Origin of the sequence: Pseudomethylobacillus aquaticus (genome assembly GCF_003730115.1) — a bacterium.
In the GTDB taxonomy this organism is placed as follows: Bacteria; Pseudomonadota; Gammaproteobacteria; order Burkholderiales; family Methylophilaceae; genus Pseudomethylobacillus; species Pseudomethylobacillus aquaticus.
Genome location: NZ_RJVP01000003.1, coordinates 17,107 through 32,983 on the forward strand (window position 1 = coordinate 17,107; position 15,877 = coordinate 32,983).

General features: G+C 60.4%; 19 protein-coding genes. 18 read left to right on the plus strand and 1 reads right to left on the minus strand.

Going from position 1 to position 15,877, the window contains the following annotated elements; genetic code table 11:
• Positions 1 to 93: 93 nt before the first annotated feature.
• The 11 genes from ED236_RS06480 to ED236_RS06525 all read left to right on the plus strand — a co-directional run bounded on the left by ED236_RS06480 (position 94) and on the right by ED236_RS06525 (position 7,648).
• A complete protein-coding gene (locus ED236_RS06480; RefSeq protein WP_123237167.1) occupies positions 94 to 711 on the plus strand; it encodes a hypothetical protein in 618 nt (205 codons plus the stop codon).
• A 177-nt stretch (positions 712 to 888) separates the two neighbouring features.
• Positions 889 to 1,059, plus strand: a complete 171-nt coding sequence (locus ED236_RS12455) for a hypothetical protein (RefSeq protein WP_155522420.1) — start codon at positions 889 to 891, stop codon at positions 1,057 to 1,059.
• Entirely contained in the window at positions 1,053 to 1,883 is an 831-nt protein-coding gene (locus ED236_RS06485) for a flagellin N-terminal helical domain-containing protein (RefSeq protein WP_123237168.1), read from the plus strand. The genes ED236_RS12455 and ED236_RS06485 overlap by 7 nt, the downstream gene beginning before the upstream one ends.
• A 146-nt stretch (positions 1,884 to 2,029) precedes the next feature.
• Positions 2,030 to 2,428 (plus strand): flagellar protein FlaG, encoded by a 399-nt coding sequence (locus tag ED236_RS06490; protein WP_123237169.1) that lies wholly within the window; start codon positions 2,030 to 2,032, stop codon positions 2,426 to 2,428.
• 46 nt (positions 2,429 to 2,474) lie between these two features.
• Positions 2,475 to 4,445, plus strand: coding sequence for a flagellar filament capping protein FliD (gene fliD, locus ED236_RS06495; RefSeq protein WP_123237170.1), 1,971 nt, complete (start codon positions 2,475 to 2,477; stop codon positions 4,443 to 4,445).
• A 14-nt stretch (positions 4,446 to 4,459) separates the two neighbouring features.
• Positions 4,460 to 4,918, plus strand: a complete 459-nt coding sequence (gene fliS, locus ED236_RS06500) for a flagellar export chaperone FliS (RefSeq protein ID WP_123237171.1) — start codon at positions 4,460 to 4,462, stop codon at positions 4,916 to 4,918.
• Position 4,919: 1 nt separating this feature from the next.
• Positions 4,920 to 5,264, plus strand: coding sequence for a flagellar protein FliT (locus ED236_RS06505; RefSeq protein WP_123237172.1), 345 nt, complete (start codon positions 4,920 to 4,922; stop codon positions 5,262 to 5,264).
• 57 nt (positions 5,265 to 5,321) lie between these two features.
• A complete protein-coding gene (fliK, locus tag ED236_RS06510) occupies positions 5,322 to 6,188 on the plus strand; it encodes a flagellar hook-length control protein FliK (protein ID WP_123237173.1) in 867 nt (288 codons plus the stop codon).
• Positions 6,185 to 6,496, plus strand: coding sequence for an EscU/YscU/HrcU family type III secretion system export apparatus switch protein (locus ED236_RS06515; protein ID WP_240032058.1), 312 nt, complete (start codon positions 6,185 to 6,187; stop codon positions 6,494 to 6,496). Before fliK ends, ED236_RS06515 begins: the two co-directional genes overlap by 4 nt.
• A gap of 239 nt (positions 6,497 to 6,735) precedes the next feature.
• A complete protein-coding gene (locus tag ED236_RS06520) occupies positions 6,736 to 7,356 on the plus strand; it encodes a nucleotidyltransferase domain-containing protein (RefSeq protein ID WP_123237174.1) in 621 nt (206 codons plus the stop codon).
• Positions 7,304 to 7,648: a hypothetical protein gene (locus ED236_RS06525; RefSeq protein WP_205125651.1), complete on the plus strand. Its 345-nt coding sequence runs from the start codon at positions 7,304 to 7,306 to the stop codon at positions 7,646 to 7,648. The genes ED236_RS06520 and ED236_RS06525 overlap by 53 nt, the downstream gene beginning before the upstream one ends.
• A gap of 241 nt (positions 7,649 to 7,889) precedes the next feature.
• Here the strand turns inward: ED236_RS06525 and fliE are convergent, their stop codons facing one another.
• Positions 7,890 to 8,240 (minus strand): flagellar hook-basal body complex protein FliE, encoded by a 351-nt coding sequence (fliE, locus tag ED236_RS06530; protein WP_123237175.1) that lies wholly within the window; start codon positions 8,238 to 8,240, stop codon positions 7,890 to 7,892.
• A gap of 190 nt (positions 8,241 to 8,430) precedes the next feature.
• On the opposite strand from fliE, the gene fliF reads away from it, so the two are divergent.
• The 7 genes from fliF (at position 8,431) to fliL (ending at position 15,870) form a co-directional block, all read left to right on the plus strand.
• Positions 8,431 to 10,107, plus strand: coding sequence for a flagellar basal-body MS-ring/collar protein FliF (gene fliF, locus ED236_RS06535; protein ID WP_123237176.1), 1,677 nt, complete (start codon positions 8,431 to 8,433; stop codon positions 10,105 to 10,107).
• On the plus strand, positions 10,100 to 11,095 hold the full coding sequence (gene fliG, locus ED236_RS06540) for a flagellar motor switch protein FliG (protein WP_123237177.1): 996 nt from the start codon (positions 10,100 to 10,102) through the stop codon (positions 11,093 to 11,095). Before fliF ends, fliG begins: the two co-directional genes overlap by 8 nt.
• Positions 11,096 to 11,160: 65 nt before the next feature.
• Positions 11,161 to 11,865, plus strand: a complete 705-nt coding sequence (locus ED236_RS06545; protein WP_123237178.1) for a FliH/SctL family protein — start codon at positions 11,161 to 11,163, stop codon at positions 11,863 to 11,865.
• Complete coding sequence (gene fliI / locus ED236_RS06550; protein WP_123237179.1) at positions 11,862 to 13,304, plus strand: flagellar protein export ATPase FliI; 1,443 nt, start codon at positions 11,862 to 11,864, stop codon at positions 13,302 to 13,304. Before ED236_RS06545 ends, fliI begins: the two co-directional genes overlap by 4 nt.
• Positions 13,301 to 13,753, plus strand: a complete 453-nt coding sequence (gene fliJ / locus ED236_RS06555) for a flagellar export protein FliJ (protein ID WP_123237180.1) — start codon at positions 13,301 to 13,303, stop codon at positions 13,751 to 13,753. Before fliI ends, fliJ begins: the two co-directional genes overlap by 4 nt.
• A 2-nt stretch (positions 13,754 to 13,755) precedes the next feature.
• Positions 13,756 to 15,249, plus strand: a complete 1,494-nt coding sequence (locus ED236_RS06560; protein ID WP_162299587.1) for a flagellar hook-length control protein FliK — start codon at positions 13,756 to 13,758, stop codon at positions 15,247 to 15,249.
• Positions 15,250 to 15,378: 129 nt separating this feature from the next.
• Positions 15,379 to 15,870, plus strand: coding sequence for a flagellar basal body-associated protein FliL (gene fliL / locus ED236_RS06565; protein WP_123237182.1), 492 nt, complete (start codon positions 15,379 to 15,381; stop codon positions 15,868 to 15,870).
• Positions 15,871 to 15,877 lie beyond the last annotated feature (7 nt).

The window sequence follows — 15,877 nt, forward strand, 5'->3', positions numbered from 1 at the left end:
AACAGGCACCCTTTCCCTCGCCTGTTATGCGTTTTGCCGACCCACGCGCGGCATTACCATGCTTCATCCCTGATCGCATGCCAGTAAAAGGCCATGACTGACAACGTAGAACCCCTTTCCGCCGAAGCCGTCCTGATCGCGCTATCGCGCAGTTATGCCCTGCTTGGCACGGATAGTGCCCTGCGCATGGCCTCCGCCATCGAAGAGAAGCAGTGGCCTTTGCTGGGGCAGGAGCTGCTGCAGTTACTCAAGGCCGAGCAGCCGCAACACCATGATCACTTGTCGCACTTCGCCGAAGCCGATGGCGATCCGCAGATCTGGAAAGACCTGCTGGCACGCCTGCTGATGCTCACCTTGCCCACCCTGCTGCGTGAGGACAACCCGCTGGCGAACACCAGCATGCAACTGGGTAAACGTGTCAAAGCGGCACGCACCTACGGCACCAGCAATGCATTGGCGCATGACGTGCGCGACCTGGTGCTGCAGATCGATCAGTACCAGCAGGCACTGGATCGTCAGGAACAAGCCTTCAACCGTGTGCTGGCCATGCTGGTGGAAAGCTTCCGCGAGCAGACCCTGCTGGAAGACTGGCTGGACCGCGCGCTGCTGCAGTTTCAGCAACTGATGCAAAGCGCACCCGGCAGCCGCACGCGTGAACAGGGCATGCAGCACATACGCGATGCCATCATCAAGCACCGCACCACGCGCTGAAGCCGGGACAAGCGCCGTATTCAACAAATACCGCACGTGCATTGAACGCCATTGAAACAAACGCATTAAAAAAACGCGTTAAAACTAACGCGTTAAAACCAAAGAGACCAGACCATGAAAGGAGCCAGGATTAAAGATTGGGCGTAAGCCGTCGTTACAGGAATCAGCACTGCCACTTTGCAGCGCAAGCAGAAAAAAAAGATTCAACTTTCTGATTACGCTGCCGATAACAGTCTTAACAGCGAGACCTCCGGCAAGTTTGGTGGTGGCGCTAGTGGCAAAAAGCCGATTCATAAGTTAACGACCTCAAGCGCAGTATCAATTTTTAATTTAGGAGAAATATCATGACTGGCATCAACACCAACATCGCTTCCCTCAACGCTCAACGTAACCTGTCGTCCTCGCAGACCAGCCTGAGCACCTCCCTGCAACGTCTGTCTTCCGGCCTGCGTGTGAACAGCGCCAAGGACGACGCAGCTGGCCTGTCGATCGCCACCCGTATGGATTCCCAGGTTCGCGGCATGAACGTGGCCATCCGTAACTCCAACGACGCCATCTCGTTCAGCCAGACCGCTGAAGGCGCACTGGGCAAGGTGACCGATGCACTGCAACGTATGCGTGAACTGGCGGTTCAATCCTCCAACGCCACCAACAACGCCGGTGACCGTGCCAACCTGGGCACTGAATTCTCCGAGCTGCAGGCCGAGATCACCCGTCTCACTGGCAACACCAAGTTCAACGGCACCAACGTACTGTCCGGCGGCACCAATGTGTATCAAGTGGGTGCAGACACCACCGATACCATCAGCGTCACCACCACCGACCTGACCGCTGGTGCCAGTGCCACCGCTACCGCCGCTGCCAACACGGTGCTGATTGATGACGCTGCCAACTCGGCACTGGCCATCACCGCCATCGACGACGCGCTGGACGAGATCAACACGGAACGTGCCACCTACGGTGCGGTACAGAACCGCTTTGAATCGGTGATCAGCAACCTGAAGGTGTCGGTTGAGAACTCCTCCGCAGCCAAGTCCCGCATCATGGATGCCGACTTCGCAACGGAAACTGCCAACCTGACCCGTGCGCAGATCCTGCAACAAGCCGGTACGGCGATGCTGGCCCAGGCCAACCAGTTGCCTAACAACGTACTGACCTTGCTGCGTGGCTAATCAGGCACCACAGACCGCCGGCCCTGACGGCCGGCTTGTCTGGTCCAGTCGGCGTTGAGCATGCCGTACGCTCAAACTGCACCAGCAGCAATGTGTGACAAGCCCCTGTGGTCGGATGACTGCCGGGGCTTTAAGGAGTCTGCAAAATGACGACAATTTCAGAGAACATCAGCGTGATGAGCGCCACATTCGGCAAAGTCGCCCAGACAAGCACGCCCGCCACCAACCCGGCTACCAGTTCAGTGAGCAGTGCCGCAGCCACATCCGCCCCGGCAAGCCCTGCGCCCGAGATATTCGGCAGCAGCGCCAATGCGCAAGATAGCGCCAACACCATCGACGATGCCGTCGGCAACATCAACAGTTTTATCGCCAAGGCCGCGCCTGGCATCGAATTCTCCATCGACGAAGAAAGTGGGCGCGCCATCGTCAGCATCATAGACCGCGAGACCGACATGATCATCCGGCAGGTACCCACCGCAGAAGCGCTGGCCATCTCCAAGACCCTGGATCGTCTGCAAGGCCTGCTGATCCGGCAATTCGCCTGATACGGCCACCACTTTAACGGCAACCTTTTAGCTTACGGATACCACCATGGCGCTTACCTCAGCTGGCATAGGATCAGGTCTCGATGTGGCCAGCATCGTGCAAAATCTGATGACCACCGAACAAGGGCCATTGACCAATGTCACCCAGCAGAAGACCAGCACCCAGGCCAAGATTTCGGCCTATGGCAGCCTGCAGAGTGCCTTGTCCAGCTTTCAGACCACGCTGGGCAATCTGTCCAACATCAGCAAATTCAATGCGTTGACCGTGCAGAGCAGCGATGCCAGCACGGTGAACGCCACCGCCACGGGCAGCGCCACTGCCGCCAGTCACAGCCTGCAGGTAGACCAGCTGGCACAAAGCCACAAACTGGCACTGGCGCCCAAGACCAGCCTGGCAGATATCGTCGGCATGGGCACGCTGACTATAGACTTCGGCAGCTATGACAGCACCGGCAACACCTTCACGGCAGGCAACAAGGCGGCGCTGACCATCAACATCACCACCGGCAACAACACGCTGAGTGGTGTGCGTGATGCCATCAATGCCGCCAATGCCGGCGTGAGTGCCAGCATCGTCAATGACGGCACTGGCTATCGCCTGGTGCTGAGCAGCAAGGACAGTGGTGCGGGCAACAGCCTGCGCATCAGCGCCAGCGATGCTGACGGCACCAACACCGACAACAGCGGCCTGTCGCAGCTGGCTTACGACCCGACCGCGCTGGCGGGCAGCGGCAAGAACCTCAGTCAGGTGCAGGAGGCAAAGAATGCGCTGCTCAGCATCGACGGCATCAGCATCAGCAAGCCCAGCAATGTCATCACCGATGCGCTGGAAGGCGTGACACTGACGCTCAGCAAAGTGAGCGCCAGCCCGCAGACCCTGACCATAGGCCGCGATACCAGCACGGTGGAAGCCAACGTCGCCAGTTTCGTCAAAGCCTATAACGACCTCAACCAGACACTGCGCAACCTCACCAAATATGACGAGGCCAGCAAGACCGGCGGCGCGCTGCTGGGCGACAGCACCGCACGCGGCCTGGCCTTCCAGCTCAAGTCCGTGCTCACACAAAGTGTGGGCAGCACCGGCGCGCTCACCTCGCTGTACCAGATCGGCGTGACCTTCCAGAAGGACGGCACGCTGGCGCTGGACAGCAGCAAACTGAAATCCGGCATGGAAAGCAATTTCAGCGAGATCGCCGGCCTGTTCGCGGCCACCGGCAAAGCCACCGACAGCCAGATCAGCGTTGCAGGCAACAGCAGCAGCACGCTGGCCGGCAACTATGCGGTGAACGTGACCCAACTCGCCACACGCGGCAGCCTGGCTGGCAGCGATGCGGCCGGGCTCACCATCACCGCAGGCGTCAACGATGCCATCGCCCTCAATATCGACGGGGTGGATTACAACCTCACCCTCACCGCAGGCAGCTACGCCAGCAGCAGCGCCCTGGCCGCCGAACTGCAGAACCGCATCAGCGCGGCAGGCTCCGCTGCCAGCGTCAATGTCAACGCGGGCATGCTCAGCGTGACCTCGGTCAACTATGGCAGCAGCTCCAGCATCCTGCTCGGCAGCGCCAATGGCAACGCCAACCTGTTCGGCAACAGCGCCGTGAGCAGCGCCGGGCTGGATGTCGCAGGCAGCATCAACGGCGTGGCCGCCACTGGCAAGGGACAGAACCTGATCGGCGCCACGGGCGATGCCAACGGCCTGATCCTGAAAGTGGATGGTGGCGCACTCGGTGCACGCGGCACAGTGAATTTCACCCTGGGTTACGCTTATCAATTGCGCCAGCTTGCCGATAACTATCTACGCAGTGATGGTCTGCTCACCGCGCGTACCGAAGGCCTCAGTGCCAGCGTCACCCGGCTCACGCGTCAGCAGGAAACCTTGCAAGCCAGGTTGGCCGTGATCGAGCAACGTTACCGCGATCAGTTCACGGCACTGGACACGCTGATCAGCAGCATGCAGAGCACCAGCAGCTACCTGAGCCAGCAGATCAGCATGTTGCAATCGAATAGTTAGTCACGGAGAGAAGCATGTTCGGAACGCAAACACTGGGTGTACAAGCCTACGCCCGTATCGGACTGGAAACGGGTGTCGCGGCCAGCAATCCACATCAGTTGATCGTGATGCTGTATGACGGTGCACTCACCGCCTGCCGCAGCGCACTGGTAAGACTGCAATCGCAGGACCTGGGCCAAAAGAGCGCAGACCTCTCCAAAGCCATCATCATCATCGAGAACGGCTTGCGCCAAAGCCTGGATAAAGAGGCAGGCGGCAGCCTGGCGGACAGCCTGGACAGCCTGTACGGTTACATGGTGGACAAACTGTTCCGCGCCAATCTGGATAACGACCGTGCCGCCATCGAAGAAGTGATCGCCCTGCTGGCCGATATCCGTGGCGCCTGGCTGGCCATCGCAACACCGGCCATGCCGGCCAGCGGCCTGGCCGCCTATGCCGCCCCAAGCACCGCCAACGCACCGTTCAGGGCCTGATATGCACGCCAACCCCTCCCTCGCGCAATACCAGACCATCGCCGAGATCACAGCGCAGATGCTCACGGCTGCCCAGGCAGAAGACTGGGAGACGCTGACCCGGCTGGAGCAGCAATGCGCAGAATGCGTGCGCAAACTGCAGATGCAATCCCTGCTCAACCCGGCGGCACCGCTGGCCGGCGCCGAGCGCGAGGCCAAGCTGCATTGCCTGCAGAACATCCTGGCGCATGACCGCCAGATCCGCGAACTGGTCAACCCGTGGATGCGCAAACTGAGCAGCATGATCAGCAGCAACATCGCTGAGCGCAAGCTGGCGCGCCACTACGGCAACTCGCCGCCGATGTGAATCCGGCGGCAGCTTCCAGACCCAGCACTCAGACCCAGCACTCAGACCATAGCCCGCATGGCCAGCGCACTCCAAGACAGCCTCAACCCCGTCACCCGCATAGGCGAGAACCCGCTCGGCATGCAGGTGCAACAGCAGAGCCTGCGCAATACCCTACTGGCCTCGCTACTAGGCACCCAGCCTGCGCTGCCCGGTGCGAACAACGCGGTCAGCACCCAGCTCAGCGCCGGGGCGCAACTCATCCAGCAAGCCTTGCAGCAATCCGACCTGCCCGCCACGGTGCGCCCGGCCAACAGCTTGTTGAGCCTGTCTGCCACGGCAGCGCTACCCGACAGCCGCCAGATCGCACAGGCGCTGCAACACTCCCTGTCACAAAGCGGCTTGTTCTACGAAGCCCATCTCCATCAAACCCTGCAAGGCAAACGCAGCAGCGACAGCCTGCTGCAAGAACCACAGAACCAGCCGTCACGCCCGCCCGCCGAAGCCGCCAGCCTGCTATCCCAGCAATTGCAGGTACTGGAACAGCGCCGTGTGCACTGGCAGGGGGAGGTCTGGCCCGGCCAGCCCATGCACTGGGAGACCGAGCTGGAAGAGCAGGGCCAGGCTCGGCGTAATAAGGAAGACGGCCGCTCCAGCCATGCCGACATAGAGGCCGCCCCTGCCGTCACCAGCCGCTTGCAGCTGCAGCTGCCCGCACTGGGCAATGTCAGCGCCGTGATCAGCTTGCGTGAACAATGCCTGCATATCCGCCTGCAAGCGGATGAGGCCGAGACCGGTGTGCTGTTGCAGACGCGCCTGGCAAAGCTGGTCAATGCCCTGCAGCAACTGCCAGCCGCGCGGTTGGATAGCCTGCAGGTACAAAGCGGCAAGCCTGCTGCTCCAAGTGCAGCAAGCGCACACAGCGCGGTCGCACCGCTGGCATGATGCGCAAGGACACCAATAAGCCAGAAGGCGGCCAGCCCTGGGCCAAGCCGCCGGAAGCCGTGGCGCTGGCCTATGAAGCGGGTGCCTACGCACCCAGCGTGGTGGCCAAGGGCCGTGGCCTGGTGGCGGAGCAGATCATCGCCAGGGCCAAAACGCATGGCGTGTTCGTGCACGAATCCCCGGAACTGGTCGCGCTATTGATGCAGGTGGATCTGGATCAGCATATCCCGCCCGTGCTATACCAGGCCATCGCCGAGATCCTCGCCTGGCTGTACCAGCTGGAACAGGGCAAGCCGCTAGGTAAATAGCTCAATAACCAGGACAGCCCGCTAACTGTCTAGCCCCTTGATCAGACGGCTGGCAGCAGGTTCAACCAGGCGGCTTCTTGTCCGTTGAGAATAACAAGCAAGGTTCCAGAAAACGCCCAATCACTCCAAATGCACTGCATGAAGCACGTGATGCTGAATTCGACTTTGGCTGATGTCACTTGATTTGCTCCTTCTTATGTAGCAAAATTTGCTTCATTCGTAGCCATTAAAGAAACATCATGCTATCCAATCTGCTGTTTGGTGAATATCGGAAACGTGTTCTGGGGCTTTTGCTGTTGCATCCCGAGCAAAGCTACCATGTGCGCGAATTGGCCAGGCTTACGCATACCAGTGCCGGCACCCTGCATAAAGAACTCAGCAAACTGTCTGAGGCGGGCATTTTGCAGAGCACAAAAGTGGGCAACCAGCAGCGCTACAGTGCAAACGTGCAATGTCCCATTTTCGAAGAGTTGGCTAGTATCTTGCGCAAGACATCCGGTTTGGTGGAGGTGATAGCGAATGCGCTATCCAGCATCAGCCATCAGATCGAACTGGCTTTTGTATTTGGTTCGGTCGCTCGTGGTGAGCAACAGACCAACAGCGATATTGATGTCATGATCATCGGCGACATCGGCTTTGGGGATGTTGTGGGCCTGTTGCATCCATGCCAGACCACTCTCAAACGGGAAATCAACCCTGTGGTGTATTCCATCGACGGATTCAACAGTCGCATGGCAAAAAACGACTCCTTCTTGAAAGAAGTCCTGCAAAAACCAAAGCTGTTCATAGTGGGTGATGATCATGAGCTTGGAAAATTTACTGAAAACCAAACAGCTGCAATCACATCAACCCTCCAGTGAAGCGCTGCTTCGCTTACTGGACGCCATCAAGCGCAATATTTCCGACTCCAGGATTGAAGCTGTCAGTGACGAAACAAGATTTGATGCGGCTTACAAGGCCATTATGCAATGTGCGATGCTGGGTTTGTGGTTACACGGCTATCGCACATCGACAAGTCAGCCGGGACATCATCAAACAGCGATTCAAACACTGCAAACGACACTGGGCACACATGCATCGACGGTCATCGTTCTGGATGCCCTGCGCAAGCAAAGAAATATCAGCGATTACGCAGGTGATCCGGGCAGGTGATCCGGTAAGTGACGAGGCCGTTATTGAGTGTATCAAGCAAGCCGAAACGCTGTACCAGCAGACGCTAGACTGGATCAGGTCTAATCGCGCCGAATTATCCAGATAAATTCACCTGCCCATGCTTAGGCGCAGCGCCTCCACCATGCCCTGACCGGAAGCGGATTCAAAGCTTAGGGCGGGCAGCCGCCTCCAGGTCCACATAGCCTCAAATTGGCTCGCCATGGGCATGCTGAATGCTTGATCACACCTGCATGTTCATGATGTCCTGATACGCGCTGACCAGCTTGTTGCGCACCTGCACGGTGGCTTGGAAGGCGATGCTGGCCTTTTGCCCGGTGATCATCACGTCGGACAGGCTGACCTTGTCGTCGCCCAGGACGAATTGCTGGCCCAGCTTCTCCGATTGCAGCTGCATGCTGTTGACCTGGTTCAGCGAGGCTTTCAGCGCTTCGGCGAAATCCAGCTTTTGTGTGCCCTGCGCACTCGCCGAGCCAGCGGCAGGCAAGGCGGCCGTGTCTGGTCGCTGCGCGGCCTGTTTCAGTTGCGACAGCATGGACTGGATGCGACTGGCATCTATGCCTTCGATGGCCATGTTGTTTCCCTTCTTCACGAAGTAAGTGACGACGAATTTCTACACGCCTACTTTAGCAGCCCGTCCTGGCGCGACTAGCGCAAATAAGGCGGGTAAATACGCTCTGTTCCAGCCTTTGAATTGGCAGGCCAGCGACATAATGGCTCCCAATATGGCAGTCATGCCAGCTTTAGCAGATTGAGGAATCGATATGGCAGCGGTCACGGATGCGACCTTTTCGAACAGCCCACCGGGTGGCATGTTCTCGTCAGCCCTGGGCAACCGGCTGTTGCTGGGGGTCGGCATCGCGGCGGTGATCGCGGTGATGAGCGCCTTCTGGCTGTGGAGCCAGCAGCCGGATTATCGCGTGCTGTTCTCCAACTTTTCCGATAAGGATGGCGGTGCCATCGTCGGGGCGCTGGAACGGATGAACGTGCCTTACAAGTTCTCGGAAGGCGGCTCGGCCATCCTGGTGCCCGCCGCACAAGTGCATCAGGCACGTCTGCGCCTGGCTGCCGAAGGCCTGCCCAAAGGCGGCAATGTGGGCTTCGAGATCATGGAGCAGCAAAAATTCGGCGTCTCGCAGTTTCTGGAGCAGGTGAATTTCCAGCGCGCGCTGGAAGGCGAACTGGAGCGCAGCGTGCAATCCATCGCGGCGGTACAGAACGCCCGCATCCACCTGGCCATCCCCAAGAGCAGTGTATTCGTGCGTGACCAGCAGAAACCCACTGCCTCGGTGCTGCTCAACCTGCAGCCTGGCCGCACGCTGGACGCCCAGCAGGTCAGCGCCGTGGTGCATCTGCTGGCCAGCAGTGTGCCGGAACTGACCGCCGCCAACGTCACCGTGGTGGATCAGAACGGCAACCTGCTGTCCGACAGCGGCCGCCAGGACAAGACCAACAAGCTGGACCCGAATCAGATCAAGTACGTAGAAGCCCTGCAGCAGAGCATCGCACGCCGCGTGGAATCCATCATCAGCCCCATCGTCGGTGCCGAGAACGTACGCGCTGAGGCCAGTGCCGATGTCGATTTCGCCAACGTGGAACAGGCCGCCGAGATCTACAAACCCAACCAGACACCAGACAGCACGGTGATCCGCAGCCAGCAATCCAGCGAATCCGCCACCGTGCCCGGCAACAACCTGAATGGCGGTGTGCCGGGCGCACTCAGTAATCAGCCGCCTGCCGAGGCAAGCGCCCCGCTGGTACAGCCCGCGCCTGCCGAAGGCGCAGCCACTGCCGCACCTGCCGCCGCCAATACTCCGCCGCTCATGAACACGCAAAAGAACGCCACCACCAATTATGAAGTGGACAAGACCGTGCGTTACTCCCAGCAGGCCATGGGCGGCATCAAGCGCCTCACGGTAGCCGTGGTGGTCAACTTCAAGCGCGAAGCCGGCAAGGACGGCAAGCTGCAGGACAGGCCGCTCAGCGACGCCGAAAAGACCCAGATCGCCGATCTGGCGCGTCAGGCCATGGGCTACAACGAAGCGCGTGGCGATACGCTCACCGTGGTGAACAGCAGTTTCGCTGGCAACTTGCCTGTGCTGGAGCCCGAAGTACCGCTGTGGAAACAACCGCAGAACATCGCCATGGGCATGGAAGTGCTCAAGCTGCTGGCTGGTGTGCTGGTGATGCTGATGCTGTACCTGCGCCTGCTGAAACCCATGCTGCGCAAGCTGGTGACCCCGGCGCTGCCAGCCCCGGCTGCGCCTGCACTGGCCGATGACAGCGAGAACCCTGTCCTACTGGAGGCAAGTGGCCCGGCCACACCGGCCATCACGCAACGCGGCTATGTGCAGAACCTGGAGACCGCCAAGAGCATCGCCAAAGACAATCCGAAGATGGTCGCCAACGTCGTTACCAACTGGGTGAGCAATAATGATTGAGAACGGGATCATGAAAGGCGCCATCCTGATGCTGGCGCTGGGGGAAGAAGAGGCCGCCGAGGTGATGAAACACCTCGGCCCGCGTGAAGTGCAGAAGCTGGGCGCGGCCATGGCCACCATGAAGAGCATAGGCCACGACGATGTGGAAGCCGTGCTCAGCGAGTTCGTCACCAAGGTGGACGAAAGCACCTCCATCGGCCTGGATTCCGACGACTATATCCGCTCCGTGCTGACCAAGGCACTGGGCGATGACAAGGCCTCCGGCCTGCTCAACCGCATCCTGCAGGGGCGTGACGCTAGCGGCATCGAAAGCCTGAAATGGATGGATGCGCAGACCGTGGCCGAATTCATCCGCAACGAACATCCGCAGATCATCGCCACCATCCTGGTGCACCTGGAACGTGACCAGGCCTCGGAGATCCTCAGCCATTTCACCCCGCGCCTCAGGGGCGATGTGATGCTGCGCATCGCCACGCTGGACGGCGTGAAGCCCGCTGCGCTCAAGGAACTCAATGACGTGCTGACCAAGCTGATGAGCGGCAACGAGAACCTCAAGAAGATGCCGATGGGCGGGGTGCGCACCGCCGCCGAGATCATGAACTTCATGAACAGCGACAACGAGACCTCGGTGATGGAAACGCTGAAAGACCATGACATCGACATGGCGCAGAAGATCATGGACCAGATGTTCGTGTTCGACAACATCATCGACATCGACGACCGTGGTATCCAGACCATACTGCGCGAAGTGCAGTCCGAAATGCTGATCCTGGCCCTCAAGGGCGCCACCAATGAGCTGCGCGAAAAGATCTTCAAGAACATGTCCACACGTGCCGCCGAAATGATGCGCGAAGACCTGGAGGCCAAAGGCCCGGTACGTCTTTCCGAAGTGGAAGCACAGCAGAAGCAGATCCTGCAGATCGTGCGCAGACTGGCCGACGAAGGCCAGATCATGCTGGGTGGCAAAGCCGAGGATGCCTATGTTTAAGCAGGGTGCTGAGCCGGTCGATGCTATGTGTGCCGCGATGTGCAATGCCGTGACGAGGGACGCGCATGTCTGACCCGGCCGCATTACCCAAAGAACAACAGACTGCCTACCAGCGCTGGGAGCTTTCCTCGCTGGAACAGGTGAAGGTGACGCCACCGCTGGCCAGCCTGCCGGAAGTGGCCGCGCTGATCAGCCAGGCTGAAAAAGAAAGCTATGCCAAAGGCGTACAGCAGGGCTATGCCGCTGGCGTGCAGCAGGTGAACAACGCCGCGCAAGCCGAGCGCCAGCAGTTGCTGAACATCGCCCAGCAGTTCAACGCCACCTTGGCCGGACTGGAACAGCAGATGGCTGCGCCGCTGGTGAAACTGGCGCTGGATATCGCGCAAGCCATGCTCAAACAAACGCTGCAACAGTCGCCAGAACAGCTATTGCCCGTGGTGCGCGAATGCCTGAATTATCTGCCCAGCGTGGAACAACCCGCCCGCCTGACCCTGCACCCGGACGATGCGGCCATCGTGCGCAACAGCCTGACCGATGCGCTGCGTGAACAACACTGGATCATTCAGGAAGACCCGCATCTGGAACGCGGCGGCTGTCTGGTGGACACCCCGGCCAACCATATCGATGCCAGCATGGCGACACGCTGGCAACGCATCAGCGAAGCACTGGGTCAGCCACATGTCTGGGCCAGAACTGAGACCAGCAGTGAAATCAGCAGTGAGGCGAAAAGCGCAATGAGCAGCGAGATGCGCACGGGGCTCGCAGCATGACCGCCTACGCCGCGCCCGCCATCAGCCCCGACCATACATTACGCCAGTGGCAATACCACCTGCGCGACTGCAGCGAACTGCTCAATCTGCAACAACAACTGGCGCCGCTGCAGGTGGCTGGCCGCATCACCAAGCTCACCGGCCTGGTGATGGAGGCGGTGGGCATCCAGCTTTCCGTCGGCAGCGTATGCCATATCGCGCTGTCCGATGGCCACCATGTGGAAGCCGAAGTGGTCGGCTTCGATGGTGACCGCCTGCTGCTCATGCCGCAAAGCCATGTAGGCGGCATAGGCCCGGGCAGCAAGGTGCTGCCGCTCAATGTCTCCGAGACCCTGCCCGGCCCGCATGCCAGCCCGCATCCACGCCGCCGTGCCGCGGACCGCTCGCGTCATCTGCCGGTCGGGCCGGAACTGCTGGGCCGTGTGGTGGATGGCGGTGGCAAGCCGCTGGACGGCCTGGGCCCCTTGCGTACCAGCCACAGTGCACCGCTGCATACCCGCCCGCTCAACCCGCTGGAACGCGACCCCATCCAGCACACGCTGGACGTGGGCGTACGCGCCATCAACAGCATGCTTACCGTGGGGCGCGGCCAGCGCATGGGCCTGTTCGCCGGCTCGGGCGTGGGTAAATCCATGTTGCTGGGCATGATGGCGCGCTACACCAGCGCCGATGTCATCGTGGTGGGGCTGATCGGTGAACGTGGCCGTGAAGTAAAGGAATTCATCGAACAGATCCTGGGCAGCGAAGGCCTGGCGCGTGCCGTGGTGGTGGCCGCCCCTGCCGATGTACCCGCACTGATGCGCTTGCAGGGCGCCCATTACGCCACCACCATCGCCGAACATTTCCGTGATGCTGGCCTGAACGTGCTGCTGATCATGGATTCACTGACCCGTTATGCCATGGCGCAGCGCGAGATCGCACTGGCCATAGGCGAGCCACCGGCTACCAAGGGCTATCCGCCTTCCGTGTTCGCCAAGCTGCCTGCGCTGGTGGAACGCACCGGCAATGGCCGTGCCGGTCAGGGCTCGATCACCGCGTTCTATACCGTGCTGACCGAAGGAGATGACCAGCAGGACCCCATCGCCGATGCGGCACGCGCCATCCTGGACGGCCACATCGTGCTCAACCGCAGCCTGGCCGAGAGCGGCCACTACCCCGCCATCGACATGGAGCAATCCATCAGTCGCGTCATGCACAGCATCACCAGCACCGCCCATCAGCAGGCGGCGCGGCGCCTGAAACAGCTCAATTCACGCTATGCACGCAGCCGCGACCTGATCAGCGTAGGCGCGTATCAGGCCGGTAGCGACCCGCTGCTGGACGAGGCCATACGCAAGCACGAGGCCATCGCGCATTTTCTGCAGCAGGGCATCGCGGAATCCGCCAGCCTCGCCGACAGCATCGTACAACTCACTGACTTGACTGCGACCCCGGCATGACCAGCAAACCCAACACCAGCCTGCAACTGCTCATCGAACTGGCCACCCAAGCCACGGAAGCCGCCGCCCTGCGCCTGGGTGAACTGAATCAGAAACTGGCACAGGAGCAGGACAAACTCGCCATGCTGCAATCCTTCCATGCCGATTACCTGCAACGTCTGCAAGGGCAGTTGCAGCGCGGCCTGTCGCCACGGGAATACCAGAACTACCAGGCTTTTGTAGGCAAGCTGGAAACCGCCATCAGCGGGCAGCAGGACCTGCAGAAGCAGTTGCAGGCGCAGATCGGGGCGCAGCGCCTCAACTGGCAGGAATGCCAGAAGAAACAGCTGTCTTACGAAGTGCTGGTAGCGCGTCAGGAAAAAGCCGAACAGCAGCACCAACGCAAAAAAGAACAACAACAACTGGACGAATTCGCTGCGCGTGCCGCACGCCTGCGCACCGCCTCCTGACCATGATGATGAACCCGACCAGCTCGGCAGCCAGCAATGCGGTGAACAGCCAACCCAAGCCAACAGCCACAGAACTTAGGGCGTCCGAGGCGAATACCCCGCCTTTTCAGCAGGTGCTGGCTGCGCACACGCGGACAGCTGAGGCAGAGCCGCCCTCGCCCGTCATGTCCGGCAACCCCAGACTCAAAGCCAGCGGGGTGCCAGGCAAACCGGTCAGCCCGCCAGCCCTCGGCGACAAACCGCTCAACCGCCAGGCGGTCAGCACAGACAAGGTCACCAGCACAGACAAGTCCATCAGCACAGACCAGCCCGCCAAGACCGAAACGCTCAACACTGCACAGGCTAGCGGGGGCCATAGCAACACGGCTGATGCCGCGCTCGAACCCCAGGATAGCAGCAGCCAAGCCGCACGCGAGTCGCTGCAGGTGCTGAATGAATGGCTGGGCATACCTGCATCTACAGCAGGCACGGCGGCAGAGATTGTGACGGGAATACCCCCTGCACCTGCTGTAGCAGTAGCGGCCGTGCCGGATCGGAACCTAGCAGGCTCAAGCGCAGCAAAAACAAGCGCAGCTGAAACAAGCGCAGCTGAAACAAGCGCAGCAGAAATAAGCGCAACACAGTTCAGCACAACGCGTTCAGGCTTGCCCGCTACCGACAGGCTGGCGGGGCAACACACCGAACCCAAGCAAGCGCCGACGGCAGGCAAAAGTGCTTATCTGGCTTTAGCAGACGACACGTTGGCAGACACGCCGCAGCAAAGCCGCAGCGCACCGCTGTTGCAGGAAGTGCCGGGCCGTTCCGAGCTTGGCGCTCGTCAGCCGGATGCCGCGCTGGCGGCAGTCAGGCCGGATACACCAGGCAGCACCGCTGCTCATGGCGCCAACAGTCCTCTGCCCAATCACGCACTCGCTGAAAGCGGTCAGATAACTGAAAACAGTCAGATAACTGAAAACCGTCAAATAGCATTCACACCTGCACCACAAACCAGCAGCGCGCCCGCCACGCTAACGATCACAACGGCCAACACAGTGGCCAGCCTGTTGCCGCCCGCGCCTTATATCGACCGCTATCCGGGCCACAGCGGTTGGAACCAGGCCATCAGTCAGCAGGTGCTGTGGATGGTGGGCGCACAGGAACAAACGGCCACCTTGAGCCTGAACCCGCCCGATCTCGGGCCGTTGCAGATCGTGATCCAGGTGAGCAATGAGCAGGCCAGTGCCAGTTTCAGCTCCGAGCATCAGGAGGTGCGCCAGGCCTTGCAGGACGGCATGGAGCATCTGCGTGAACGCATGAAAGAAGCCGGTGTGACGCTGGGCGAGACGTCGGTCGGTAGCGGTCAGGCGCAGCAACAGGCACAGCGCGATGGCGCGCAGGCCACCCGTCATGCAGCTGGCCATGCACTTCAACCAGACAGCGGTACCACGCTGCAAGCGCTGAGCAGCGCAAACCCGCGCACCACCCTGCAGCAAGGCCTGGTGGATCTGTATGCCTGATTGCAGCATGGCTGGCGCCACGCGCTGCCAAGCAGCAAAATAGGCGGCCTTTCCCTTTCTGTTCCGCGCATGCGTGGAGGTGCTTTTCTTCAATAATGCAGCCATCACCTCTGATTCAAGGAATTCGGTATGGCACAGCAGGCAGAAGACGCCGTCTCCGCGACAGCGCCCACATCACGCAAGAAGCTGCTGATGGCACTGATCGCCCTGCTGGTGGTGGGTGGCGCAGGTGGCGGGGCCTGGTATTACCTGCAGGCCAAACCCGCACACGCCAAGCCGGTGGAAAAGCCGGTGGAAGTACCCAAGCCCCCGGTGTTCGTCACGCTGGAGACCTTCACCGTCAACCTGCAATCCGATGTCACCGATGAATACCTGCAGGTGGACATCACCCTGCAGGTGCAGGACGAACTGGCCATGGCCGCCCTCAAGGAGAACATGCCGCAAGTGCGCAATCGCCTGCTGATGCTGCTCACCAGCAAGCAAGCCAGCGCCCTGGCCACCGTGGAAGGCAAGCAGCAACTGGCGGGCGAGATCCGTCAGCAACTCAACCTGCCCTTCAACAGCAGCGACAAGACCGAAGAAGTCAGCGCCGTGTTCTTCACCTCGTTCGTGATCCAGTAGGCACCCA

Bases quoted from the DNA above. Each gene is read 5' to 3' on its own strand.
- ED236_RS06480 (WP_123237167.1), top strand. From the start codon at position 94: ATGACTGACAACGTAGAACCCCTTTCCGCCGAAGCCGTCCTGATCGCG.
- fliD (WP_123237170.1), top strand. From the start codon at position 2,475: ATGGCGCTTACCTCAGCTGGCATAGGATCAGGTCTCGATGTGGCCAGC.
- fliG (WP_123237177.1), top strand. From the start codon at position 10,100: ATGATTGAGAACGGGATCATGAAAGGCGCCATCCTGATGCTGGCGCTG.
- fliI (WP_123237179.1), top strand. From the start codon at position 11,862: ATGACCGCCTACGCCGCGCCCGCCATCAGCCCCGACCATACATTACGC.
- fliL (WP_123237182.1), top strand. From the start codon at position 15,379: ATGGCACAGCAGGCAGAAGACGCCGTCTCCGCGACAGCGCCCACATCA.
- fliS (WP_123237171.1), top strand. From the start codon at position 4,460: ATGTTCGGAACGCAAACACTGGGTGTACAAGCCTACGCCCGTATCGGA.
- ED236_RS06560 (WP_162299587.1), top strand. From the start codon at position 13,756: ATGATGATGAACCCGACCAGCTCGGCAGCCAGCAATGCGGTGAACAGC.
- fliJ (WP_123237180.1), top strand. From the start codon at position 13,301: ATGACCAGCAAACCCAACACCAGCCTGCAACTGCTCATCGAACTGGCC.
- ED236_RS06520 (WP_123237174.1), top strand. From the start codon at position 6,736: ATGCTATCCAATCTGCTGTTTGGTGAATATCGGAAACGTGTTCTGGGG.
- ED236_RS06515 (WP_240032058.1), top strand. From the start codon at position 6,185: ATGATGCGCAAGGACACCAATAAGCCAGAAGGCGGCCAGCCCTGGGCC.
- fliK (WP_123237173.1), top strand. From the start codon at position 5,322: ATGGCCAGCGCACTCCAAGACAGCCTCAACCCCGTCACCCGCATAGGC.
- ED236_RS06490 (WP_123237169.1), top strand. From the start codon at position 2,030: ATGACGACAATTTCAGAGAACATCAGCGTGATGAGCGCCACATTCGGC.
- fliE (WP_123237175.1), bottom strand. From the start codon at position 8,240: ATGGCCATCGAAGGCATAGATGCCAGTCGCATCCAGTCCATGCTGTCG.
- fliF (WP_123237176.1), top strand. From the start codon at position 8,431: ATGGCAGCGGTCACGGATGCGACCTTTTCGAACAGCCCACCGGGTGGC.
- ED236_RS06545 (WP_123237178.1), top strand. From the start codon at position 11,161: ATGTCTGACCCGGCCGCATTACCCAAAGAACAACAGACTGCCTACCAG.
- ED236_RS06505 (WP_123237172.1), top strand. From the start codon at position 4,920: ATGCACGCCAACCCCTCCCTCGCGCAATACCAGACCATCGCCGAGATC.